Source organism: Streptococcus mitis, from assembly GCF_047464965.1.
GTDB lineage: Bacteria > Bacillota > Bacilli > Lactobacillales > Streptococcaceae > Streptococcus > Streptococcus mitis_DU.
Window position 1 is genome coordinate 103729 of record NZ_JASHAT010000001.1, and the last position, 24316, is coordinate 128044.

The following is a 24316-nucleotide window of genomic DNA, read 5'->3' on the forward strand; positions in this document are numbered from 1 at the left end:
GAAAGGAGGGGCGAAAAGGTAAGAACTAACTACTGATTCGCCCCTTTTTATGGTAAAAACAATGACCATTGCAACGATTGATATCGGAGGGACTGGGATTAAGTTTGCTAGTCTGACTCCTGATGGGAAAATATTGGATAAGACAAGCATTCCAACGCCAGAAAGCTTGGAGGATTTATTAGCTTGGCTAGACCAGCGCTTGTCAGAGCAGGATTATAGCGGGATTGCTATGAGCGTTCCAGGTGCGGTCAATCAAGAAACAGGTGTGATTGATGGCTTCAGTGCGGTGCCCTACATCCACGGCTTTTCTTGGTATGAAGCCCTTGCCCATCATCAGCTGCCTGTCCATCTAGAGAATGATGCCAACTGCGTTGGGCTCAGTGAATTGCTAGCTCATCCAGAGCTTGAAAATGCAGCCTGTGTCGTGATTGGGACAGGGATTGGTGGAGCCATGATTATTAATGGTAGACTTCACCGAGGTCGCCACGGCCTAGGTGGAGAATTTGGCTACATGACAACCCTTGCCCCTGCTGAAAAACTCAACAACTGGTCGCAACTAGCGTCAACTGGAAATATGGTGCGATACGTGATTGAAAAATCTGGTCAGACTGACTGGGACGGTCGCAAAATTTACCAAGAAGCCGAAGCAGGAAATGCCCTTTGTCAAGAAGCCATTGAGCGGATGAATCGTAATTTGGCGCAAGGCTTGCTCAATATCCAGTATCTCATCGATCCAGATGTCATCAGTCTGGGAGGCTCTATCAGTCAAAATCCAGATTTTATTCAAGGGGTCAAAAAAGCTGTAGATGACTTTGTTGATACCTACGAAGAATACACGGTCACACCCGTCATCCAAGCCTGCACCTATCATGCAGATGCCAATCTCTACGGTGCCCTTGTCAACTGGTTACAGGAGGAAAATCAATGGTAAGATTTACAGGAATTAGCAGTAAACAACATCAAGCTATAGAGTTGCTTCAAAAGCACATTTCTCTACCAGATGTCGAAGTAGCTGTCGCCCAATCTGACCAAGCCTCTATCTCTATCAAGGGTGAGGGTGGACACTATCAACTAACCTATCGCAAACCTCACCAACTCTATCGCGCCTTGTCCTTGTTGGTAACAGCTCTAGCAGAAGGTGATAAAGTAGAGATTAAGGAGAAGGCGGCTTATGAAGATTTAGCCTACATGGCTGACTGTTCTCGAAATGCGGTGCTGAATGTGGCTTCTGCCAAGCAGATGATTGAGGTCTTGGCTCTCATGGGCTACTCAACCTTTGAGCTTTACATGGAAGACACCTACCAGATTAAGGGGCAGCCTTACTTTGGCTATTTCCGTGGAGCCTACTCGGCTGAGGAGTTGCAGGAGATCGAAGCCTATGCCCAGCAGTTTGCTATGACCTTTGTGCCTTGTATCCAGACCTTGGCCCACTTGTCAGCCTTTGTCAAATGGGGTGTCAAAGAAGTTCAGGAGCTCCGTGATGTGGAGGATATCCTCCTTATCGGCGAAGAAAAGGTTTATGACCTGATTGATGGCATGTTTGCCACTCTGTCTAAGCTGAAGACTCGCAAGGTCAATATCGGGATGGACGAAGCCCACTTGGTTGGTTTGGGACGCTACTTGATTCTGAACGGTATTGTGGATCGTAGTCTCCTCATGTGCCAACACTTGGAGCGCGTGCTGGATATTGCTGACAAATATGGTTTCCACTGCCAGATGTGGAGCGATATGTTCTTTAAACTTATGTCAGCAGATGGCCAGTACGACCGTGATGTGGAAATTCCAGAAGAAACTCGTGTCTACCTAGACCGCCTCAAAGATCGTGTGACCTTGATTTACTGGGACTATTATCAGGATAGCGAGGAAAAATACAATCGCAACTTCCGCAACCATCACAAGATTAGCCATGACCTTGCATTTGCAGGAGGTGCTTGGAAGTGGATTGGTTTCACACCCAACAACCATTTCAGTCGTCTCATCGCTCTTGAGGCCAACAAAGCCTGCCGTGCCAATGATATCAAAGAAGTCATTGTAACGGGTTGGGGGGATAATGGTGGGGAAACAGCCCAATTCTCTGTCTTACCAAGTTTGCAAATCTGGGCAGAACTCAGCTATCGCAATGACCTAGACCGACTGTCTACTCACTTCCAGACCAATACAGGTCTATCGGTTGAAGATTTTATGCAGATTGACCTTGCTAACCTTTTACCAGACCTACCAGGCAATCTCAGTGGCATCAATCCCAACCGCTATGTCTTTTATCAGGATGTTCTCTGTCCGATCCTTGACCGACACATGACACCTGAACAAGACAAGCCCCACTTCGCTCAGTCTGCTGAGACGCTTGCTGGCATTAAAGAAAAAGCTGGCAACTATGCCTACCTCTTTGAAACTCAGGCCCAGTTGAATTCCATTTTAAGTAGCAAAGTCGATGTGGGACGGCGCATTCGTCAGGCTTATCAAGCGGATGATAAAGAAAGCCTGCAAGAAATCGCCAGACAAGAATTACCAGAACTCAGAAGCCAAATTGAAGACTTCCATGCCCTCTTTAGCTACCAATGGCTGAAAGAAAACAAGGTCTTTGGCTTGGATACGGTCGATATCCGCATGGGCGGACTCTTGCAACGCATTAAGCGAGCAGAAAGCCGTATCGAGGCTTATCTGGCTGGTCAGATTGACCGCATCGACGAGCTAGAAGTGGAAATCTTACCATTTACAGACTTCTACGCAGACAAGGACTTCGCAGCCACAACAGCCAACCAGTGGCATACTATTGCGACAGCTTCAACCATCTACACGACCTAAAACAAGAACATTGTGTCTTATGAAGAGTGTTTCTCGTGAAACATCCCTTTCTTAAAAAAGTACTCCACATAAAATAATTTGTGGAGTTTTTTCTATAATTAGTAGTTTAACCTAACCTTCAAATAGGAGTATACTAATAATGTAATCGTTATCAAAAGTCTAAAAAGGAATTTTTAGATGGATATCAAAATAAAAAAGGGAGGAAATTATGAATAAGTTTTCAAAAACCTTGAGAGACAACTGGATCTTTCTCTTAATGGTTTTGCCAGGGGCACTCTGGTTGACTCTATTCTTCTACATTCCAGTATTTGGGAACGTGGTTGCCTTTAAAGACTACCACATGACCAGTAATGGATTTATAGATAGTATCGTGAATAGTAAATGGGTCGGACTCGATAATTTCAGATTCTTGTTTAGTTCAAAAGATGCCTTTATTATCACACGAAATACTGTCCTCTACAATCTCGGCTTTATCTTTATCGGTTTGATTGTATCTGTAGGGATTGCTATCATCCTCAGTGAACTCCGTTCTAAGAGAATGGTTAAGATTTTCCAAACTTCTATGTTGTTCCCTTACTTCTTGTCTTGGGTTATCATCAGTTTCTTTACAGATGCCTTCCTAAACATTGATAAAGGGGTATTCAACCATTTCCTAGAATCTATCGGAATGAAGGAAGTCAATTTCTACGCTGACTTGGGCATCTGGCCATATCTCCTACTTTTCCTAGGTATTTGGAAAGGTTTTGGATATAGCAGTGTCATGTACTATGCGACAATCATGGGAATTGATCCAACCTACTACGAAGCAGCGACAGTGGACGGAGCCAGCAAATGGCAACGAATTCGCAATGTAACCATTCCGCAGTTGACACCATTGGTAACTGTATTGACCATCCTTGCAGTCGGAAATATCTTTCGTGCAGACTTCGGTCTTTTCTACCAAATCCCCCACAATGCTGGTCAGCTTTATAACGTAACCAACGTCTTGGACGTATATGTTTATAATGGTTTGACTCAGACAGCAGATATCGGGATGGCTTCAGCGGCAGGTCTCTATCAATCAGTAGTCGGTTTGATTCTGGTTATCCTATCAAACTTACTGGCAAGACGAGTTGATCCAAACTCAGCCTTGTTCTAGAAAGGAGGAGAATATGGCAGAAAAGAAAATTAAAAAAGAAAAAATTGATAATGTCGGCATTCACTCCTTCAGTAAGAAAGCAGATATCTTCTTTAGTACCATTTCTGGTTTGGTTGCCCTCTCTTGTATCCTACCCTTTGTATTCGTTATCGTTATTTCGGTGACAGATGAAAAGAGTATCCTCCAAAATGGATATAGCTTCTTCCCATCTCAATTTGGCTTAGACGGTTTTGAGTTTTTGGCACAGTTTAAGGATAAAATCCTCCAAGCCCTCTTCATCTCAGTCTTTGTAACAGTGGTGGGGACTATCACAAACGTTTTTATCACAACAACTTATGCCTACGCTATTTCACGGACAACCTTTAAGTATCGCAGATTCTTTACGATTTTTGCCCTTCTTAGTATGTTGTTCAACGCTGGTTTGGTACCGGGCTATATCGTGGTAACTCGTTTACTTCAACTTGGTGATACAGTTTGGGCTTTGATTGTTCCAATGCTTCTCTCACCATTTAACATCATCTTGATGCGTTCCTTCTTCAAGAAGACCATTCCAGAAGCTATTCTAGAATCCGCTCGTATTGATGGTGCTAGTGAGGCCCGGATCTTCTTCCAAATCTGTTTGCCATTGTCACTACCAGGTATTGCAACCATCACGCTCTTGACAGCTCTTGGTTTCTGGAATGACTGGTTCAATGCCCTTCTTTACATCAAGAGTGACAACTTGTATCCATTGCAATATTTGCTCATGCAAATCCAACAAAATATGGATTACATCGCCAAAGCAGTCGGCCTATCTGGTCAACTGGGAGTTGCTCTTCCAAAAGAAACAGGTCGTATGGCCATGGTTGTGGTCGCAACCCTTCCAATCGCGATTTTGTATCCATTCTTCCAACGCTACTTTGTAAAAGGTTTGACTATCGGTGGTGTGAAAGAATAGTACTTGTCGAGAAAAATCATTTCTCATTTCCAAACTTCCCTTGCGTGAAGTTAAGATCATTATATTGTTTATAAGTTTAAAAATAAAAAAAGGAGTTTTTGTCATGAAAAACTGGAAAAAATATGCTTTTGCATCTGCTAGCGTAGTCGCTTTGGCTGCTGGTCTCGCTGCTTGTGGAAACCTTTCAGGTAACAGTAAAAAAGCTGCTGACTCAGCTTCAGGTGAAAAAACTGTTATCAAAATGTACCAAATCGGTGACAAACCAGATAACTTAGATGAATTGCTAGAAAATGCTAACAAAATCATCGGTGAAAAAGTTGGTGCTAAATTGGATATCCAATATCTTGGATGGGGTGACTATGATAAGAAAATGTCAGTTATCACATCATCTGGTGAAAACTACGATATCGCCTTTGCATCTAACTATGTTGTAAATGCTCAAAAAGGTGCCTATGCTGACTTGACTGACTTGTATAAGAAAGAAGGGGCAGAGCTTTATAAAGCACTTGACCCAGCTTACATCAAAGGTAACAGCATTAACGGTAAAATTTACGCAGTTCCAGTTGCAGCCAACGTTGCATCATCTCAAAACTTCGCCTTCAACGGAACTCTTCTTGCTAAATACGGTATCGATATTTCAGGTGTCACTTCATATGAAACACTTGAACCAGTCTTGAAACAAATCAAAGAAAAAGCTCCAGATGTAGTGCCATTTGCGGTTACTAAGAACTTCATCCCATCTGATAACTTTGACTACCCAGTTCCAAACGGACTTCCATTCGTTATCGACCTTGAAGGGGACACTACTAAGATCGTAAACCGTTACGAAGTGCCTCGCTTTAAAGAACACTTGAAGACTCTTCACAAATTCTATGAAGCTGGATACATTCCAAAAGACGTAGCAACAAGCGATACTTCATTTGACCTTCAACAAGATACTTGGTTCGTTCGTGAAGAAACAGTAGGACCAGCTGACTACGGTAACAGCTTGCTTTCACGTGTTGCAAACAAAGACATCCAAATCAAACCAATCACTAACTTCATCAAGAAAAACCAAACAACACAAGTTGCTAACTTTGTCATCTCAAACAACTCTAAGAACAAAGAAAAATCAATGGAAGTGTTGAACCTCTTGAACACTAACCCAGAACTCTTGAATGGTCTTGTTTATGGTCCAGAAGGCAAGAACTGGGAAAAAATTCCAGGTAAAGAAAACCGTGTTAAAGTCCTTGATGGCTACAAAGGAAACACCCACATGGGTGGATGGAACACTGGTAACAACTGGATCCTTTACATCAACGAAAACGTTACAGACCAACAAATCGAAGATTCTAAGAAACAATTGGCTGAAGCTAAAGAATCTCCAGCTCTTGGATTCATCTTTAACACTGACAATGTGAAATCTGAAATCTCAGCAATCTCTAACACAATGCAACAATTCGATACAGCTATCAACACTGGTACTGTAGACCCAGATAAAGCTATTCCAGAATTGATGGAAAAATTGAAATCTGAAGGTGCCTACGATAAAGTATTGAACGAAATGCAAAAACAATACGATGAATTCTTGAAAAACAAAAAATCATAAGATCAATTGATTTCGTGTATTCATTCCTAATTCCTAAAAACTGTATCACTGTTTTCCTCAGGATTATCTGGGGGAGGCAGTGATTTTTTGAAACACGAGCATAGATATATATGTTTTTCTTGTCGCTATTTAACCATTCAGGAAATCTCAAGTACTATTTAGGATTTGGAGTAAGGATTTAGGAAAATATAGCTTATATTAGAGATGTCTCGAGTTTACAAAGGAGAGTTCATATGAAGAAGTATCAACTTTTATTCAAAATAAGTGCAGTTTTCTCTTACTTATTTTTCGTATTTGGTCTTTCTCAGCTGACGCTTATTGTTCAAAATTATTGGCAATTTTCTTCCCAGATTGGCAATTTCGTCTGGATTCAAAATCTCTTGAGTTTGCTATTTAGCGGAGTCATGATTTGGATTCTGGTTAAGACAGGTCATGGTTATCTCTTTCACATTCCAAGAAAAAAATGGCTTTGGTATTCGATTTTGACAGTATTAGTGGTAGTGCTCCAGATCTCTTTTAACGTTCAGACAGCTAAACATGTTCAGTCAACTGCTGAAGGTTGGGCTGTATTGATCGGTTATAGTGGGACCAACTTTGCTGAGCTAGGTATCTATATAACTTTGTTCTTTCTGACTCCACTTATGGAAGAGCTAATCTATAGAGGATTACTGCAACACGCCTTTTTTAAGCATTCGAGATTTGGCCTTGATTTGCTTCTTCCGTCAATTTTATTTGCTCTTCCTCATTTTTCAAGCCTGCCTAGTTTGTTAGATATCTTCGTCTTTGCAACATCTGGCATCATCTTTGCTAGTTTGACCCGCTATACCAAGAGCATTTATCCATCCTATGCGGTGCATGTGATTAATAATATTTTCGCGACATTACCATTTTTGCTGACTTTTTTACAGAGGGTGTTTGGGTAAAATATTGGTACGAGAGTTAGGAATGATAGCTTTTCAATTTAAGGAGGAAAATAAGAATGACACCATTAAAATGGTTTGCTGGAGGAAGCGAAAGACGTTGTGAAGCGATGACTATCATAGATCACCTACTGGAAGGTATAAGCAATACGCCTCAACTTGCTCCTTTGAAAAATCTGTTAGTGAGTTATAAAAGACGATTAGAGGACGATGGGACCTCTAATCCATTTATTTTGAGTCAAATGAATGTTGACATCTCACGTGTGTTGATTGACAATAAGCTGATGTTATCAGAAAGTCAATCCGAGCAGATCAAAAAATTGAGAGAATTATCTGCTATTCGCTATGGTTACTGATGAAGTGCAGGGATAAGCACCTTTCTACAATTTCCAGTCAAATAAATTGCATTCGTTTTCTCAAGCAGGTATACTAGTATAGTTAGATGAAAAATTCTGAAAATTTAAGAATAGAAAAGAGAACAAATCTTATGGCAAAAGATATTCGTGTCTTACTTTACTACCTTTATACTCCAATTGAAAATGCAGAGCAATTTGCTGCAGACCACTTGGCTTTCTGTAAATCAATCGGCCTTAAAGGCCGTATCCTAGTCGCTGACGAGGGAATTAACGGAACAGTTTCAGGGGATTATGAAACAACTCAAAAATACATGGACTACGTTCACAGCCTCCCAGGCATGGAAGACCTCTGGTTCAAGATTGACGAAGAAAATGAACAAGCCTTCAAGAAGATGTTTGTTCGCTATAAGAAAGAGATTGTCCACCTTGGTTTGGAAGACAACGACTTTGACAACGACATCAACCCACTTGAAACAACAGGTGCTTACTTGTCTCCAAAAGAGTTCAAAGAAGCCCTTCTTGACGAAGATACCGTTGTCCTTGACACACGTAACGATTATGAGTACGATCTAGGACACTTCCGTGGGGCCATCCGCCCAGACATCCGCAACTTCCGTGAGTTGCCACAATGGGTCCGTGACAACAAGGAAAAATTCATGGACAAGCGTGTCGTGGTTTACTGTACAGGTGGCGTTCGCTGTGAGAAATTCTCAGGCTGGATGGTCCGTGAAGGCTACAAAGATGTCGGCCAATTGCACGGAGGAATTGCAACTTACGGTAAAGACCCAGAAGTCCAAGGTGAACTTTGGGATGGAAAAATGTACGTCTTTGACGAGCGTATTGCCGTAGATGTTAACCATGTCAACCCAACTATCGTAGGGAAAGACTGGTTTGATGGAACACCATGTGAACGTTATGTCAACTGTGGAAATCCATTCTGTAACCGTCGTATCTTGACATCAGAAGAAAATGAAGACAAGTACCTTCGTGGATGCTCACACGAGTGCCGTGTTCACCCACGTAACCGCTATGTTTCAGAAAATGAATTGACACAAGCTGAAGTTGTCGAGCGCCTAGCCGCTATCGGTGAAAGCTTGGATCAAGCAGCTACTGTATAAGATTAAACAGTCCTTAGGGGCTGTTTTTCTATGCTTTTTACTCAAAAATTAATACTCAATGAAAATCAAAGAGCAAACTAGGAAGCTAGCCGCAGGCTGTACTTGAGTACGGCAAGGCGAAGCTGACGCGGTTTGAATTTGATTTTCGAAGAGTATAAAGTTTGTTTTTGTATCTTTCAGAAAAATAGGGTATACTATATGTAAACGATTTCAAAGGAGTACAGTTATGACGAAAACATTTTTTATTCCAAATAAACAGAGCATTTTAGGAGAACAGGAAATTTTGACTGCCAAGTCCGTCTTGGCCTTGCTAGATGGTTTGGAGTCACATAGCTATGATGCTGTCTATCTCCGTCAGCCTCTTAATCGTCTCGAGTATATAGAGTGTGCGATAGTGGGGCAATCACAATTTCTATTTAAGGTCAGTTATGCTGATGGTCAAAAGGCTTACCGTGTCGATCTTCCTGAGCTACTCACGAAGACAGACTGGGAGATCATCAAGTCATTTTTAGATGCTCTGCTTGCTTACACAGGAACTGAGATTGAAGAACTAGATGGTTTTGATTTTGAAGCTTATTTCCAAGCAAGTATTCAAGCCTATCTGGCAGACACCGCAGCCCGTTTTACGATTTGCCAAGGAATTTTTAATCCTGTTTTCTTTAGTCATGAGGACTTGAAAAGCTTTTTAGGGGAAGATGGCTTGGCTCAGTTTGAAGCACGTGTACGTGCAGTTCAAGAGACAGATGCTTACTTTGCAAGAGTTTCCTTCTATCAGGATGGAGAAGGACAAGTTCACGGTGTTTACCATCTGGCTCAAGGGGTCAAGACCGTTTTACCTAGAGAACCATTTGTACCTGAAGCCTATATGGAGCAATTGGTGGATAAGGAAGTGCAGTGGGAGATTGACTTGGTTCAAATCACAGGAGATGGCTCTAAACCAGAAGACTATGAAGCCATTGCCCGCTTGGACTATGCAAAATTCCTAGAGTCACTACCATCAGCATCTTACCACCAACTAGACGCCAATCAATTAGAAATTCAACCCATCTTAGAAAAAGATTTTAAAACATTAGCACAAGAAAAGTAAAGCAGAAGCAGGTCAATCGACTTGCTTTTTTGACATAGAAAAATCCTGCCATGAAAGACAGGATTAAAGTTTAAAGAAAGGCCAAGATACGAAGATAATCCCCAATCAGTGCCACTTCAGCTACAAAGAAGAGGAGGATAATAACTCCGTTCACAAGGACAGACAAGAATAATTGATAGAAGGAGTCGGCTTCACTTGCTTGACTAGGTCTTGTAATGATATGGAGGCTAGCAAGCAGAGTGATCCCAATGCTAATCACACACAAGAGAGCTGTAAATCGTAGGCTATCAAAGAAGGCAAAGAAACTAGCAATGGCAGTGAGGAAGATTGGAATTGCCAAGAGTTGACTATATTGTTGGAGAACTTTTTCTAGGGTCCAGTCCTTTTCTTGGTAGATAAATCGTCTCACGACGAAACTACCCAAGAGGAATGAAAAGAAGAAGAGTGCTGTTGCTACTAGGATAGAGATAATTGAAAAGAGATTTAATGAAGCAAATTGTTCAGGGAAGTGATTATGCATAGTTGCTATATTTCCATAGTAAGCATGTTTGATGTGGTAGATACTAAAGAAAAAGGAAGATGCAGAAAACAGAATGAGCAAAAGAAAGGCTGTGTAACTGTGTGTGCTACTTGTTTCAAGACTGCTTGTAGGAGATTTGATTGCTTCCACTAGCCAAGACCAAAAATCAAGCACTTGTTCTTTCCATTTATCCGTAGATTTTGGAGCTTGGTCGGGGATATAAGGACTTTCTAAGGATTGACTGATAAGAAGTGGCTCTTTCAAGATTGTTTTTTGCTGAGGAAGTGCTTCTTGACTCTCTTCAGCTTTAGTGACTTTTTCTGTTTCTTTAGAAAGGTCTGACTCTTCTTCAGTAGAATCTAATGCTTTCTTTTCTTCTATTTCTGTTCTTGCTTCACTGTCTTCAGGAGCTTCAATTTTCTCTTCTTGCTGGCTTTCCAGTTCGACCTCAGCTTGAGAGACTTCCTCCTCTACTTGAGTATTTTTTTCAATTGGCGTATCGAGATTAGCTATCGTTTCTTCAGCCTTGTCTGCAACCTCTTGAGCTTGCTCTTCAGGTTTGTTCTTGCTTGTTGTTTTTACAAAATCATTACTTTCAAACCATTCTTGTTTCATGGTAGAACCTCCTTTTTAGTTAGATAAATATGCTTCCATAGTAGCGAATGTAAGCGTTTTTGTCAACGATTTCTAGAAGAAGACTCGTGTTCCTCTGCTTTGAGTAGATAGATATATTGGTCTGCCCTTGCTATGAGTTGATCTTTCACATCAGCTTTTTCTGTTTTATAAGGATTGCTTAAATGTTCATCTCTGTTTTCTTTATTGTTAAATGAACGTCTTCCTTCTCTCACAAAATGAAGAATAGAACCATGTTTTGTTGAAAGATCTAAGTTGATTCTTTGTTTTTCTTCTTCGGAAAGTAGCAGTTGTAGGTCTGTTTTCGCCACCAATTCCACCTTACCGTGTACTTGGATATTTTCAGCGTGGAAGTGATGTTCTGTTGACTCTAGCTGACTATCTGTAAGGTCTGTATCAAAGATATTAATGATATTAGGGGTTGTGAGTTTACTGTTTTTGATACGACTTCCTTCAATTCGGAGGAGATAGCCATTATTGGTATTGAGGGTCGCATTTTCAAGGCTGGCATTGGTGATACTGGTTTGACCGCGATTTGCTGAGATGTTGATTCCTTTTAGAGTTCTCCCTTTTGGCAATTGGAGAATAACTTCTTCAAAACGACGAGAGTAGTTGCTTGCGATATGGAGAATCCCGCCAATTCCAGAAGAGAGAAATGGAGTTTCAGACAGTTTCTTATCAGTGAGGCTCAGCGTTTTATCGTTCTGATTTGTGATAAGATCATGGTGAGCAGAAAGAGATGGATGGTAAGAAATGTGGATTTGATCATCCAAAGAGTCTGTGATGGTGAGCGCGTGTTGGTGGAGCGTAATCTCTAGGTTTTCGACTTCCTTACCAAAGGTCAGCTCTTCCATCCGACTATCATAGACAGGCTCCTTGGACATGGCAAGCAGACTCTTAATCCCGTCAGATTGGATCCCTACAAAGAGCAGGATAAAGCCGATAATGGTAGTCACCACACCAAAAATGAGAAATCCTTTTGTCCATTTACGCATGCTGGTCACCTCTCTTTCCTTTTTTGAGAACAAATTGCACCAGGCGAACAATGAGTAGACCGAAGAAGCGGGCTACATAGGAAATACCTAGTAAGACTAGTGAAGAAGCACCGATAGCCAGTAAACCAGCACCAAAAATTAAGATAAAGGCTGATTTGGCTTGGGCGAGAACAGTGAAACTTTCAACTAAAAATAGGAATCCGCCGATGATACCAAGTATGGAAACCGCAAAGAAAGCTAGAATGACAGTCAAGGCTGCCACAAGGATTGCGAACAGGGACACGAGGATGGCGATTCCCAGAGGAATACCGATGGGGGCTGCAAGCAAAGCTAACAAGGCGATATGCAAAATTTGTCGGTTATTCTTTTGAGCGGGTGCCTCATTAATTTTTTTATCGAGAAGATTGGAGAGGACTTCGTGAGCTGCTTCCTTAGGAGTTCCTAAACTAGCGATGAGTTCTTCTTCTCCCTCGACTCCAGCATCGTCAAAGAGTTCCCTGAAATAGTCCATGGCTTCAATTTGGTCAGCCTGAGGCAGTTTTTTGAGATAAAGTTCTAGCTGAGTCAGGTATTCAGTTCTTGTCATGGCGGATACTCCCTTCTATGATGCCATTGATGGTGTCTGTATAGAGTGCCCATTCATCTTTTAGGGTCACGAGCTGTTCTATACCACCATTTGTCAAGGAGTAGTATTTGCGCATGCGACCTTGGAACTCTCTAGAATAGGTTGTCAGAAAGCTATTGCCTTCCAATTTTTTTAGGATAGGATAGAGTGTAGATTCTTTGATATTAGCGATCAGCTTAATGGTTTGGCTAATCTCATAACCATAAGAATCATCCTGCTCCAGTACAGCCAAGATGAGAAATTCAATCAAGGCAGAGGATGTTGGAAAGTACATGGGGAACCTCCTTTTCTAATGTGTAAGATTTTTATATATAATTTTTCTACACATACATTGTACATCTAAATGAAAGCCCTGTCAAGAGAAATGTGTAAAATTTTTATATATAAAAAACTTCTAGCTAAAACTAGAAGTTTAGAGGATTTTATCAGCTTTGTCCACTGTAAAGAGGGCCACAGTCATCAGGATATCGACGAGTAAGAGGGCAGCTACAGCTGGCACCCAAGAGTGGAAAAGGTCAAAACTGTAACCAAAGAGGGTTGGCCCAAAGGCTGCTAGGATATAGCCTCCTGTTTGAGATAAACCAGACAATTGTGCAGTCTTTTCAGGGGCGCTTGTCTTGAGTGAAAAGTTGACCATGAGATAGGGGAAGAGGGCACTGGTTGCGGTTCCGATGAGGAGATGGATGGCAAGCCAGTAAAAGAAATTACCGATTGGGAAAAAGAGCATGGAAATACCGACCACACCAGCTAGTGAAACCAGAGTGAGCATGAGCTGACGGTTACGAGTAGATAAACTGGTTGTCAGGCTTGGGATGGTCATTGAAAAAGGAATGCTAATCAGAGAGAAGATAGAGGTCAGCAAGCCAGCTTCGTGACTGGATAGGCCTGCATGGATAGCCATGGTAGGTAGCCAGGTCATAGCGGTGTAAAAGAGTAAGGATTGAAAACCTGCAAAGACAATAACTGCCCAGACCTGTTTATTATGCATGACCTTTGTTTTGCTTTTTTGTTTGGTTTGTGGAGCCAGTCTGTGATTATAGCGGTGATTTGGGAGCCATACTAAAAAAGTTGCTAGACAGAGCAGGGTGAGGAGGATGATAAGTCCTTTCCAAGAACTGGCTTGTGTAATAGGCACAGCCAGATAGGAGGCCAGAGCCGTTGCAATCCCCATAGAGGTTACATATAAGGTGGTCAGAAAACCAATTTTCTTTGGTTGATTGGCTTGGATAAGACTAGGAAGCAGAACATTGATGACTGCGATACTTGCCCCAACCATCAAGGTTCCTAGATAGAGCAGAGGCAGATTGATTAGTCTAATGAGAGAACCGATGGTCAAGAAGAAAAGGCTGTAGGTGAAGAGATGCTCCAAGCCGATTTTTTGAGCCAGTCGGGTAGAAAATAGCGAGAAGAGAGTAAACATGAGGAGGGGAAGGCTGGTCAAGACACCAAGCGAACTAACTTCTACTCCCAGCCCTTGCGAAATATCTCCCAATATAATGGGTAAAACAGTAAAAGGAGTCCGCAAGGAAACACCAATCAGGATAATACCTGGAACAAAAAAGAGTGATTGCTTTTTCATATAATACCTCTTCTAGCTGATTTTAATAACAGCTTATTTTAAGGTTTTTTCCTTATAATGTCAAGTAAGGTTTTGGGCTTTCAAGATAAAAATGGGAAAGTCTTGAAAATTATGATAAAATAGTGGAAGGAAATCTATACATTGGAGAAAAACTGTGTCTGAAAAGCAAAAAATCAGCGTATTGATGTCGGTCTATATCAAGGAAAATCCGACATTTTTAAAGGATGCTATTGAGAGTGTTCAAAATCAGACCCTGAAACCGAGCGAATTGGTTCTGGTTGAGGATGGGCCTTTGACACCTGAGCTCTATCAGGTATTAGACCAGCTTGAAGCTGAGTCTAATATTCCAGTGAAACGCTATCCTCTTGAGCATAATCAAGGTTTGGGTCTGGCTCTTCGACAGGGTGTTTTGCAGTGTCAGTACGATATCATCGCTCGTATGGATACGGATGATATAGCTGTTCCAGACCGTTTTGAGAAACAGGTTCAGCTAATGGAGAAGGACAAGCTCGACCTATTAGGTGGACATATTGCAGAGTTTATTGACAATCCTGATGAGATCGTTTCTTACCGTCGTGTTCCAACCCAGCATGCAGATATTGTAGCTTACCAAAGGATGAGAAGTGCCTTTAACCACATGACTGTCATGTTCAAGAAGGACATGGTTCTCAAGGCAGGCAACTATGAGGATGGCCTTTATATGGAGGATGACCTCCTCTGGCTCAATATGATTGCTGCAGGAGCCAAGACTGGAAATCTCGATCAAATCTTGTGTAAGGTTCGTGTTGGAGCAGGGATGTTTGAGCGTCGTGGGGGACTGCGTTACCTTAAACTCTATCGCCAGGCTCGTCAGCGCATGCTGAAGAGAGGGCAAATTTCTTACATGGAGTATGCCAAGAGTGTTGCCATTCAGATGATTGTTGCCCTTTGTCCCGGATTTGTCCGACAGTTTATTTTTATGAAACTGTTACGAAAAAGCAAGTAAAAGATTGTAGCAAATCATAAACTAGAGAAAAAGTGTTATAATAATATAAATATTTGGCTCTTTTAAGGAGGAGTAAATTTCTATGAATAAAAAACTCACAGATTATGTGATTGATCTGGTGGAAATTTTAAATAAACAACAAAAACAGGTTTTCTGGGGAATATTTGATATTTTGAGTATGGTGGTTTCCATCATTGTATCTTATATTTTATTCTACGGATTGATTAATCCAGCACCTGTTGACTACATTATCTATACGAGTTTGGCCTTCCTGTTCTATCAATTAATGATTGGATTTTGGGGATTGAACGCTAGTATCAGTCGTTACAGCAAGATTACGGATTTCATGAAAATCTTTTTTGGTGTGACTGCTAGCAGTATCTTGTCATATAGTATCTGCTATGCCTTCTTGCCCCTCTTCTCCATCCGTTTTATCGTACTCTTTATCTTGTTGAGTACTTTCTTGATTTTATTGCCACGGATTACTTGGCAGTTAATCTACTCTAAACGCAAAAAGGGAAGTGGTGATGGAGAACACCGTCGGACCTTCTTGATTGGTGCCGGTGATGGTGGAGCTCTCTTTATGGATAGTTACCAACATCCAACTAGTGAATTAGAACTTGTTGGTATTTTGGATAAGGATGCGAAGAAAAAGGGACAAAAACTTGGTGGGATTCCTGTTTTGGGTTCATATGATGAATTGCCTGAATTAGCCAAACGCCATCAAATTGAGCGTGTTATCGTTGCGATTCCGTCGCTTGACCCGTCAGAATATGAACGTATCTTGCAGATGTGTAATAAGCTGGGTGTCAAATGTTACAAGATGCCTAAGGTTGAAACCGTTGTTCAGGGACTTCACCAAGCAGGTACTGGCTTCCAAAAAATTGATATTACGGACCTTTTGGGACGTCAGGAAATTCGTCTTGATGAATCGCGTCTGGGCGCAGAACTGACAGGTAAGACAATCTTGGTTACAGGTGCTGGTGGTTCAATCGGTTCTGAAATCTGTCGACAAGTTAGCCGTTTCAATCCTGAACGCATCGTCTTGCTCGGTCATGGGGAAAACTCAATCTACCTTGTTTATCATGAACTGATTCGTAAGTTCCAAGGGATTGATTATGTACCAGTTATTGCCGATATTCAAGACTATGACCGTCTCTTGCAAGTCTTTGAGCAGTACAAGCCAGCTATTGTTTATCATGCGGCTGCCCATAAGCACGTTCCTATGATGGAGCGCAATCCAAAAGAAGCCTTTAAAAACAATATCCGTGGAACTTACAACGTTGCTAAGGCTGTTGATGAAGCCAAAGTACCTAAGATGGTTATGATTTCGACAGATAAGGCGGTTAATCCACCAAATGTTATGGGAGCAACCAAGCGCGTGGCTGAGTTGATTGTCACTGGCTTTAACCAACGTAGCCAATCGACTTACTGTGCAGTTCGTTTTGGAAATGTTCTTGGTAGCCGTGGTAGTGTCATTCCAGTCTTTGAACGTCAGATTGCTGAAGGCGGTCCTGTAACGGTGACAGATTTCCGCATGACCCGTTACTTTATGACTATTCCAGAAGCTAGCCGTTTGGTTATTCACGCTGGTGCTTATGCCAAGGATGGGGAAGTCTTTATCCTTGATATGGGTAAACCAGTCAAGATTTATGACTTGGCCAAGAAAATGGTCCTTCTAAGTGGCCACACCGAAAGCGAAATTCCAATCGTTGAAGTTGGAATCCGCCCAGGCGAAAAACTTTACGAAGAACTCTTGGTATCAACCGAACTTGTTGATAACCAAGTTATGGATAAGATTTTCGTTGGTAAGGTTAATGTCATGCCTCTAGAAGCCATCAATCAAAAGATTGAAGAGTTCCGCACTCTTAGTGGAGATGAGTTGAAGCAAGCCATTATCGCCTTTGCCAATCAAACAACCCACGTTGAATAAAAAAGAAAAACGCATATTATCAGGTCTTGAAAAACCTTGGTAATATGCGTTTTGTTATGTGTAAACTTGCTTCATTTTATTCTGATACTCAATAAAAATCAAAGAGCAAACTAGGAGGCTAGCCGAAGGTTACTCAAAGCACAGCGTTGAGGTTACAGAGAAAACTAACGTGGTTCGAAGAGTATGAAATTGAGTATTTGCCCAGTCTCCGTTATATTATTGAAAATACTCCAAAACTTCTATGGGTTTGTGAGCGATAAAATCAGGATGATAGTTTAGCAAGTCTGCTTGCTCTCCAAATCCCCAAGTGACGGCCAATTTCTGAATGCCTGTTTCTTGAGCTCCCATCATATCAAACTTGGTATCTCCGATGATGATGGCCTGTTCTGGTGCTAGTTGATGTGTATGTAAGGCTTGGCGAATGACATCTGCCTTATGAGGTGCTTCAGGGCTGGAGCCATAAATGCCATCAAAGAAATGATGGATTCCCAAGTTTTTAGTCATATCTTGAGCGGTAGGGGTATTCTTTGTAGTGGTGATATAAAGAGGATATTTGCTTGATAGCTCCTTAAGCAAGACTACAATCTGAGGAAAGAGTTGAGCTTCATGGATGCCTTTCTCCTTATAGTAAGAACGGTATATCTGGACAGCCTCAGAAATTTGGTCTTTGGGAAGGCAGGTCGCAAAACTACTTTCGAGGGGCGGTCCCATAAAACCACGAATAGTTTTGGCATCAGGGCTAGGTACCCCCAACTCCTTAAAGGTATGGGTAAAGGCATTGTGAATCCCTATAGAACTGTCAACGAGGGTTCCATCCAGATCGAAAAAGATAGCTGTGATAGAGGTCATGGTTTCTCCTATTTGATAAGCTTATTCTCCGAAAATTTCTTTTTGGAGACGACGACCAGTTGGTGTGGCAGCGAGTCCACCTTCAGCTGTTTCACGAAAGGCAGTTGGCATGCTTGCTCCTACTTGGTACATGGCATCGATAACTTCATCCACAGGAATTTTAGATTCGATACCTGCCAAGGCCATGTCTGCTGCGATGAAGGCAAAGCTAGCTCCCATGGCATTGCGCTTGACACAGGGAACTTCAACCAAGCCGGCAACAGGGTCACAGATGAGGCCTAGCATATTTTTAATGACAAAGGCAATGGCCTGACTGGCCTGATAAGGTGTTCCACCGGCAGCTAGAGTCAAGGCTGCAGCACTCATAGCAGAGGCCGAACCAACCTCGGCCTGACAACCACCTTCAGCACCTGAGATAGAGGCATTGTTTGCGATGACTAGTCCAAAGGCACCGGCAGCAAAGAGGAAATCCAGCTGTTGCTCGTGGCTGAGGTCTAATTTTTCAATAGCAGCAGTGAGAACGGAAGGCAGACAGCCAGCACTTCCTGCGGTCGGAGTGGCACAAACCAAGCCCATTTTAGCATTGTGTTCATTGACTGCAATGGCATTTCGGGCAGCAGAGAGAATCGTGTAATCTGAAAGAGTTTTTCCGTTTTTAATGTAGTGATCCAATTTGGCAGCATCTCCACCTGTCAGGCCACTACGAGATTTATTTTCATTGAGGCCAAGTTGGACAGAGGCTTTCATGACTTCCAGATTGCGTTCCATGAGAAGGAAGACTTCTTCACGTTCGCGACCGGTCAATTCAAACTCTGTTGTAATCATGAGTTCTGCGACATTTCCTTGAAAGTCTAGTTCTGCCTGCTCGACCAATTCTTTGATAGAATAAAACATGCTTCCTCCTATTTAAAGAAATTGACATTGTGAAGATGAGGGATTTTACGAATTTCTTCGATGGCCTCATCACAGTTGCGACTGTCGACTTCGATAATCATAATGGCTTTTTCACCAGCTTTTTCACGAGTAACATTCATCTGGGCGATATTGATACCATAGCGTGAAAGGGCTTCTGTTACGAGGGCAATCATACCTGGAATATCTTGATGAACGATGATGATAGTCGGTGTATTCATATTGAGAGAGACGGCAAAGCCATTGAGTTCGGTTACCTGAATATTTCCTCCACCGATAGAAATACCAGTCACGCTGATGGTCTTGTGGGCATTTTTGACAGTAATTTTAGTGGTGTTTGGGTGAGGAGCATTGCTGTCTTTCTGAATAGTCCAGACAATCTTGATACCACGCTTGTGGGCAATCTCCAGACTGTTTGGAATTTCAGGATCATCTGTATCCATGCCCAAAATACCAGCAACAAGGGCTAGGTCTGTCCCGTGACCACGATAAGTCTTGGCAAATGAGTTAAATAGTTGGAATTCGACTTCTGTCGGAGTATCATCAAAAATGGAAGAGACAATCTTCCCAATACGAACAGCACCAGCAGTATGGCTACTAGATGGGCCAATCATAACTGGTCCGATGATATCAAAGACAGATTGAAAACGAAGTGATTTCATCAGTTTCCCCTTATAAAAATTCTTATCTCTATTATATCAAAGAATGAAGGTCTTGGCTTTAATTGTGGATGAAAACCTTTTTACACTACAAATAGCATAAAAAAGCATCTTTTGTAACAAAAAATAGCTTGTTTAGGGAAATAAAAAATAATTTTGTAATATTTCTACATAAAAGTGTCAATAAACAGTAATATTTAAAGGGTATGATAGTACTATAGAAAGAAGGAGAATTTTCGAATATGAAATCAACAACTAAAAAGATTAAAACAACTCTTGCAGGAGTAGCTGCCTTGTTTGCAGTATTTGCTCCATCATTTGTATCTGCTCAAGAATCATCAACTTACACTGTTAAAGAAGGTGATACACTTTCAGAAATCGCTGAAACTCACAACACAACTGTTGAGAAATTGGCAGAAAACAACCACATTGACAACATCCATATGATTTATGTTGGTCAAGAGTTGGTTATCGATGGCCCTGTAGCACCAGCTGCAACACCAGCGCCAACTACTTATGCAGCACCAGCTGCTCAAGATGAAACTGTTTCAGCTCCAGCAGCAGAAACTACAGAAGTAGCAGAAGAAGCAGCTCCAGTGGCAAGCACACCTGCAGCAGAAGAAACTGTTGCTACAGCAGAAACTTCAGCACCAGCTGCAACTGTAAGCGGATCTGAAGCAGAAGCTAAAGAATGGATTGCTCAAAAAGAATCAGGTGGTAGCTACACAGCTACAAACGGCCAATACATCGGACGTTACCAATTGACAGATTCATACTTGAACGGTGACTACTCAGCTGAAAATCAAGAACGTGTAGCAGATGCCTACGTTGCAGGACGTTACGGTTCATGGTCAGCTGCGAAAAACTTCTGGCTTAACAACGGCTGGTATTAAGAACTAACTAGCAGAATAAGATGTAAAAGTCGAGGAAACCCCTCGACTTTTTTATAATTTCTTTGGTTGGTAATAGGTCTCTACTTCTTTTTTGAGATGAGATAGCATGGAAGTTTCATCGGTGATCTCCAGAAGGGAGAAACCTTTTTGGATCAGTTTAGCATCATCCCTACAAATCCCAATACGGACATAGCAGATAGCAAGCCTATCGTAGCTTTTCTTGTTCTTGGCGTCCTCTAGTAAAGTATAGCAGATTTGCTTACACATGTTTTTGTCTTGATTGTATAAGTAAATAGTGGAAAGGTTGAGTAGGATTGCCACTCGCAAGTCATGTAGATGTTGATAGTTTTTATAGACTTCCAAACGTTGCAATATTTTTTCAGTGATGAGATGGAGGTGTTCGATGGGAAAGCTGAAAAGGATGGTATTGAGGACTTTTAGGTCATTTTCATACCATGTATCTTGTTTTTCAATTTTCTCCCAAAGTTTTTTGACAGTCTGTTTCACTTGGTTTGACAGTTGCTCTGTACCATGTTGACGGATATGAATGACAATTTCCAACATATCTCTGATTTCTTCTATGGGCAGGTCGTGGTGGGTTTTGAGATAGTCTTGGCATTTTTGAAATAGTGTTTCGAGTTCACTAGTCCCTAGGGTTGAGCTCATATTGAGATAGGTTTGCATGATTTCTGTTCGTTGGCTCGGTTGATAGAGGTGGCAGATATACTCAAACTCTTCAAAACTCATATTGATTTGCCGGAGAAGAAACTCCATATTTTCATATTTGGGAGTTACCTTGCCGCTTTCAATCTTTGATAGGCTGGTTCTTGAGAGGACATTTCCACAGACCTCTTCTTGGGTTAAGCCTTTTGACTCACGTATTTCTTTATAGACCTTTCCGAAATCATAACGCATGATTTACTCCTTTTCGTGAAAAAAGTTAACAAATAATAAAATCCTATTAAAAATATTGTATCATAGTAATATAAAAAGTAGAAAAGAAAGCTAAAATAAGTTTGTGAAAAATCTTGGTGTAATTTTAAAATGGGCTTAACAGTATTATGATGTAGCTAGAAAAGGGGTGGAAAAATGTTTAAAAATAAGGAGCTTTTTCGAGTAGTAATGATATTTGTGATAGGAACCATCCTAATTTTAATGACACCAGTCTTATTTAAAGTTGTTATGGAACTATTTTCAAAATAAATAGGCCTCTGTTTTAGGCAGAGGCGTGAATCAGGAGGTTAAGTGATGAACTACAATGTAAAATATCTCTTATCAGGAATATTTATTATAGTCTTTATAGGTTTTCTAGTCTGGATGCGTTATTTTAATCAGAAGAAGGAAGAAGCGCATTCGGATGTGTCTTTTGAAGCGAGGTTAGATAGTGAGGTCAAGACCTTATATAAACAACTAGGATTGGGTGAGGAACCTCACTATTTCTTAGCTTATCGCTACTTACACCCTTGGTTTAATCTAGCGATTTTACCACCAACAGTTGAAATTTTCTTAACTAAAATAGCGCTGGTGATGGTAACTCCAGATGAACTACTGATAAGAAATATTGGGAATGGGATGACTTTCACAAGTGAGCATCATCGTGATTTGCGACAAGGACTTATCCGCATTCCAAAATCAGAGATGAAAGAATTTGAGATTCGTAACTGGAAAAAATTTTTTGTATTTGGCGATTTTTTGACAATTAAAACAAGCCAACATAGCTATTATTTACAGGTTAGAGATGATGGACTTCAAAAAGGAAGTCTTTCTACCAAACATTTCTCAGACTTGAAACGACAAGATTTTCTCGGATTATTGACAGATAAAAGGACATTCTGATAGACAATTAACCAAAAAACGAATCTTAGGACGTTCAACAATTCAAAAACCACACAGTATTTCTTTCAGCTTGATTGTACTCAAGACTGAAATCACTATGTGATTTTATTTGGAAGCTAGTTTTTCCCAGCCTCTTTTTGCTTACATGTAGGGAAATCTGTTCACTCTTTGTAGCCAATTTGATATAATCTTATCAAAAAAGTAGTATAATGTTTTTATAGAATATAAATAGTGGTGGATAGCATGCATGCATTATTAGCAACAAGATTAAAAAATAAGCGAAAAGAGCTGGGTTGGTCGCAAAAAGAATTGGCAGAAGGAATTTGCCAACAAACTCAGATAAGTCGCATGGAACAAGGCAAATATATGCCAGGAGCAGATTTGTTATATAAATTATCTGAAAAAATGGGCTTAAATATGGACTATTTCTTTTCAGGAGAAATTTCGAAAGAGTTTCTAGGCTTGTCTGCTTTCAAGAGATTGTCTAAAACATTATTGGAAAATCAAGATTACGCCTCTTTGAAATATGCTTTTGAGGGAGAAAGAAAGCAGCAGACTTCTTTATCTTTTGATGAAAAGATTTATCTGGACTGGATAGATGCTATTCTAACCTATCAATGTGAACATCAATTAAAACTAGCTATTTCAAAAATAGAGGACATCCTCAGTAGGATTAGTATTGATAAAGTGGACTACTTATATATTTTGAATACCCTGCTGATTTTCTTAGGCTATGATGAGGATAAGGAGAAATTTGAGCAACTATATGATCAGGTTTCCGTAGCCCTTTCAAAAATCGATACCAGTGTGCGTGAACAAATTGAGTTGTATATCAAAATAAAATACAATTATTGTTACCACCTTTGGAAACAGGAGGAGATGGATAAGTCCAGAGCGCTATTATTGGAGATAATTGAATTTTGTAACAAATATCATAGTAGCTTTAGGTTAGCAGATTTATATTGTTTGTTGGGAAATGTAACAGAAAATCTTGATATCTCTGTTGCTAAGGACTATTATATGAAAGCTAAGGTGCTTTATCTAATTGAAAATAATGAAGTCATGGCACTCAAGGTAGAACAATATCTAATGGATAAGAAGTCAGAGAATGTATAAGGCTGGGAAAAAAGTCTTTAAAATAAAGAAACGCATAATATCAGGTTTTGAAAAAACTGATACTATGCGTTTTATTATGGGGATATTTACTTCATTTTATCCTGAAATTGAGTTTTTGACCATCCTCTTCATACACAAAACATAACTATAATTCTTTTTTAAAAAAATATATGATTTTTTACTTTAATTGCTTGACAGTTTATATATGTTGATTTATAATATAGGTGAAAGAAGGTGGCAAGATGGGAAAATTAAAATTCGAATATTTGAAAGCGCTATCTATATTGCTTATTGTGCTAATTCTACTGAGTAATAGTCGAAGTTTTATTAGTACTACTCTAGTTACTCAAGGTATTGATACAGGAGCGTACTATTCTCCCGGTTAAAAATAAGTTCGTTGTTAAAGAATGAGATAGAAGGAAGGTGAGTCCAATGGACTACGATACTTGTTGATAAATTACTATAGCTGTTTTTACGGAACAGCTCTCGATAATAAGAGAAATAAATCATGAGAAAATTAGTTAAAATTGGTGTTGCATCTTTAATGGTATGTGGTATACTTGCTACTACAAATGCTTTAGCAGTATGGGTTGAGGGTGGTCAATGGAACTATGGAGTAGGTTGGACAGGAACTTTTGGATATTCTGATTATTTACATTCTACTCGATCTCATACAGCAACTGTCAAGCATGGAGGTAGAATCTCTAAGGATCGTGAAGATCCCGAGGTTTGGGCTAAAGCTTCCCTTAATAAAATTCCGCCAACAGGATTAGAATATTTCTATGGATTTTAAGTGAGATTTTCCCTCTCCTATTAGGAGAGGGAGAACTTT

24 protein-coding genes are annotated in these 24316 nt (G+C 40.6%); 15 read left to right on the forward strand and 9 right to left on the reverse strand.

Annotated elements, in window-relative coordinates; translation table 11 throughout:
- Positions 1-61: 61 nt before the first annotated feature.
- From QM408_RS00490 to QM408_RS00530, 9 genes are all read left to right on the forward strand, one after another.
- A complete protein-coding gene (locus QM408_RS00490; protein ID WP_414373218.1) occupies positions 62-931 on the forward strand; it encodes an ROK family protein in 870 nt (289 codons plus the stop codon).
- On the forward strand, positions 925-2805 hold the full coding sequence (locus QM408_RS00495) for a beta-N-acetylhexosaminidase (protein WP_261117150.1): 1881 nt from the start codon (positions 925-927) through the stop codon (positions 2803-2805). The genes QM408_RS00490 and QM408_RS00495 overlap by 7 nt, the downstream gene beginning before the upstream one ends.
- A 208-nt stretch (positions 2806-3013) precedes the next feature.
- On the forward strand, positions 3014-3943 hold the full coding sequence (locus QM408_RS00500) for an ABC transporter permease (RefSeq protein WP_049515574.1): 930 nt from the start codon (positions 3014-3016) through the stop codon (positions 3941-3943).
- A 13-nt stretch (positions 3944-3956) separates the two neighbouring features.
- Positions 3957-4880, forward strand: a complete 924-nt coding sequence (locus tag QM408_RS00505; RefSeq protein ID WP_000818353.1) for a carbohydrate ABC transporter permease — start codon at positions 3957-3959, stop codon at positions 4878-4880.
- A gap of 103 nt (positions 4881-4983) precedes the next feature.
- The gene (locus QM408_RS00510; RefSeq protein WP_000800391.1) at positions 4984-6468 is read left to right on the forward strand and encodes an ABC transporter substrate-binding protein; all 1485 of its coding nucleotides are present in this window, start codon (positions 4984-4986) and stop codon (positions 6466-6468) included.
- A 233-nt stretch (positions 6469-6701) separates the two neighbouring features.
- Complete coding sequence (locus tag QM408_RS00515; RefSeq protein ID WP_045612441.1) at positions 6702-7391, forward strand: CPBP family intramembrane glutamic endopeptidase; 690 nt, start codon at positions 6702-6704, stop codon at positions 7389-7391.
- Between the two features lie 56 nt (positions 7392-7447).
- A complete protein-coding gene (locus tag QM408_RS00520; RefSeq protein WP_004254915.1) occupies positions 7448-7744 on the forward strand; it encodes a bacteriocin immunity protein in 297 nt (98 codons plus the stop codon).
- Between the two features lie 131 nt (positions 7745-7875).
- Complete coding sequence (gene trhO / locus QM408_RS00525) at positions 7876-8862, forward strand: oxygen-dependent tRNA uridine(34) hydroxylase TrhO (RefSeq protein WP_020902652.1); 987 nt, start codon at positions 7876-7878, stop codon at positions 8860-8862.
- 226 nt (positions 8863-9088) lie between these two features.
- A complete protein-coding gene (locus tag QM408_RS00530) occupies positions 9089-9949 on the forward strand; it encodes a DUF4299 domain-containing protein (RefSeq protein WP_261150225.1) in 861 nt (286 codons plus the stop codon).
- A 70-nt stretch (positions 9950-10019) separates the two neighbouring features.
- Here the strand turns inward: QM408_RS00530 and QM408_RS00535 are convergent, their stop codons facing one another.
- From QM408_RS00535 to QM408_RS00555, 5 genes are all read right to left on the reverse strand, one after another.
- Positions 10020-11084 carry a DUF6574 domain-containing protein gene (locus QM408_RS00535; RefSeq protein ID WP_261150223.1) on the reverse strand — a complete coding sequence of 355 codons (1065 nt, stop codon included), beginning with the start codon at positions 11082-11084 and terminating at the stop codon, positions 10020-10022.
- 62 nt (positions 11085-11146) lie between these two features.
- Positions 11147-12097, reverse strand: a complete 951-nt coding sequence (locus QM408_RS00540; RefSeq protein WP_004254933.1) for a DUF4097 family beta strand repeat-containing protein — start codon at positions 12095-12097, stop codon at positions 11147-11149.
- Positions 12090-12683: a DUF1700 domain-containing protein gene (locus QM408_RS00545; protein WP_024057314.1), complete on the reverse strand. Its 594-nt coding sequence runs from the start codon at positions 12681-12683 to the stop codon at positions 12090-12092. Before QM408_RS00545 ends, QM408_RS00540 begins: the two co-directional genes overlap by 8 nt.
- Positions 12670-12996 carry a PadR family transcriptional regulator gene (locus QM408_RS00550; protein ID WP_000273858.1) on the reverse strand — a complete coding sequence of 109 codons (327 nt, stop codon included), beginning with the start codon at positions 12994-12996 and terminating at the stop codon, positions 12670-12672. The genes QM408_RS00545 and QM408_RS00550 overlap by 14 nt, the downstream gene beginning before the upstream one ends.
- Positions 12997-13134: 138 nt before the next feature.
- On the reverse strand, positions 13135-14301 hold the full coding sequence (locus QM408_RS00555) for a CynX/NimT family MFS transporter (RefSeq protein WP_049502587.1): 1167 nt from the start codon (positions 14299-14301) through the stop codon (positions 13135-13137).
- Positions 14302-14455: 154 nt separating this feature from the next.
- Here QM408_RS00555 and QM408_RS00560 point away from each other — a divergent pair, with 154 nt between their 5' ends.
- On the forward strand, positions 14456-15286 hold the full coding sequence (locus QM408_RS00560; RefSeq protein WP_261047830.1) for a glycosyltransferase: 831 nt from the start codon (positions 14456-14458) through the stop codon (positions 15284-15286).
- Positions 15287-15368: 82 nt separating this feature from the next.
- The gene (locus QM408_RS00565) at positions 15369-17219 is read left to right on the forward strand and encodes a polysaccharide biosynthesis protein (protein ID WP_143952725.1); all 1851 of its coding nucleotides are present in this window, start codon (positions 15369-15371) and stop codon (positions 17217-17219) included.
- A 216-nt stretch (positions 17220-17435) separates the two neighbouring features.
- Here the strand turns inward: QM408_RS00565 and QM408_RS00570 are convergent, their stop codons facing one another.
- Genes QM408_RS00570 through sdaAB form a run of 3 tightly spaced genes read right to left on the reverse strand, consistent with a single transcriptional unit; the run spans position 17436 to position 19642 of the window.
- Positions 17436-18068 carry an HAD hydrolase-like protein gene (locus QM408_RS00570; RefSeq protein ID WP_261150222.1) on the reverse strand — a complete coding sequence of 211 codons (633 nt, stop codon included), beginning with the start codon at positions 18066-18068 and terminating at the stop codon, positions 17436-17438.
- A 21-nt stretch (positions 18069-18089) separates the two neighbouring features.
- The gene (gene sdaAA, locus QM408_RS00575) at positions 18090-18962 is read right to left on the reverse strand and encodes an L-serine ammonia-lyase, iron-sulfur-dependent, subunit alpha (protein ID WP_000500050.1); all 873 of its coding nucleotides are present in this window, start codon (positions 18960-18962) and stop codon (positions 18090-18092) included.
- Positions 18963-18970: 8 nt separating this feature from the next.
- Positions 18971-19642, reverse strand: a complete 672-nt coding sequence (gene sdaAB, locus QM408_RS00580; protein WP_000838912.1) for an L-serine ammonia-lyase, iron-sulfur-dependent subunit beta — start codon at positions 19640-19642, stop codon at positions 18971-18973.
- A gap of 239 nt (positions 19643-19881) precedes the next feature.
- Here sdaAB and apf point away from each other — a divergent pair, with 239 nt between their 5' ends.
- Complete coding sequence (apf, locus tag QM408_RS00585) at positions 19882-20532, forward strand: aggregation-promoting factor (protein WP_020902660.1); 651 nt, start codon at positions 19882-19884, stop codon at positions 20530-20532.
- Positions 20533-20583: 51 nt separating this feature from the next.
- On the opposite strand, the gene QM408_RS00590 is transcribed toward apf, so the two are convergent.
- Positions 20584-21447: a helix-turn-helix domain-containing protein gene (locus QM408_RS00590; protein ID WP_020902661.1), complete on the reverse strand. Its 864-nt coding sequence runs from the start codon at positions 21445-21447 to the stop codon at positions 20584-20586.
- Between the two features lie 333 nt (positions 21448-21780).
- On the opposite strand from QM408_RS00590, the gene QM408_RS00595 reads away from it, so the two are divergent.
- The 3 genes from QM408_RS00595 to QM408_RS00605 all read left to right on the forward strand — a co-directional run bounded on the left by QM408_RS00595 (position 21781) and on the right by QM408_RS00605 (position 24277).
- Positions 21781-22368, forward strand: coding sequence for a hypothetical protein (locus tag QM408_RS00595; RefSeq protein WP_049515555.1), 588 nt, complete (start codon positions 21781-21783; stop codon positions 22366-22368).
- Between the two features lie 243 nt (positions 22369-22611).
- Positions 22612-23484 (forward strand): helix-turn-helix domain-containing protein, encoded by an 873-nt coding sequence (locus QM408_RS00600; RefSeq protein WP_049546864.1) that lies wholly within the window; start codon positions 22612-22614, stop codon positions 23482-23484.
- Positions 23485-23992: 508 nt separating this feature from the next.
- The gene (locus tag QM408_RS00605) at positions 23993-24277 is read left to right on the forward strand and encodes a lactococcin 972 family bacteriocin (RefSeq protein WP_261150220.1); all 285 of its coding nucleotides are present in this window, start codon (positions 23993-23995) and stop codon (positions 24275-24277) included.
- Positions 24278-24316: the final 39 nt, after the last annotated feature.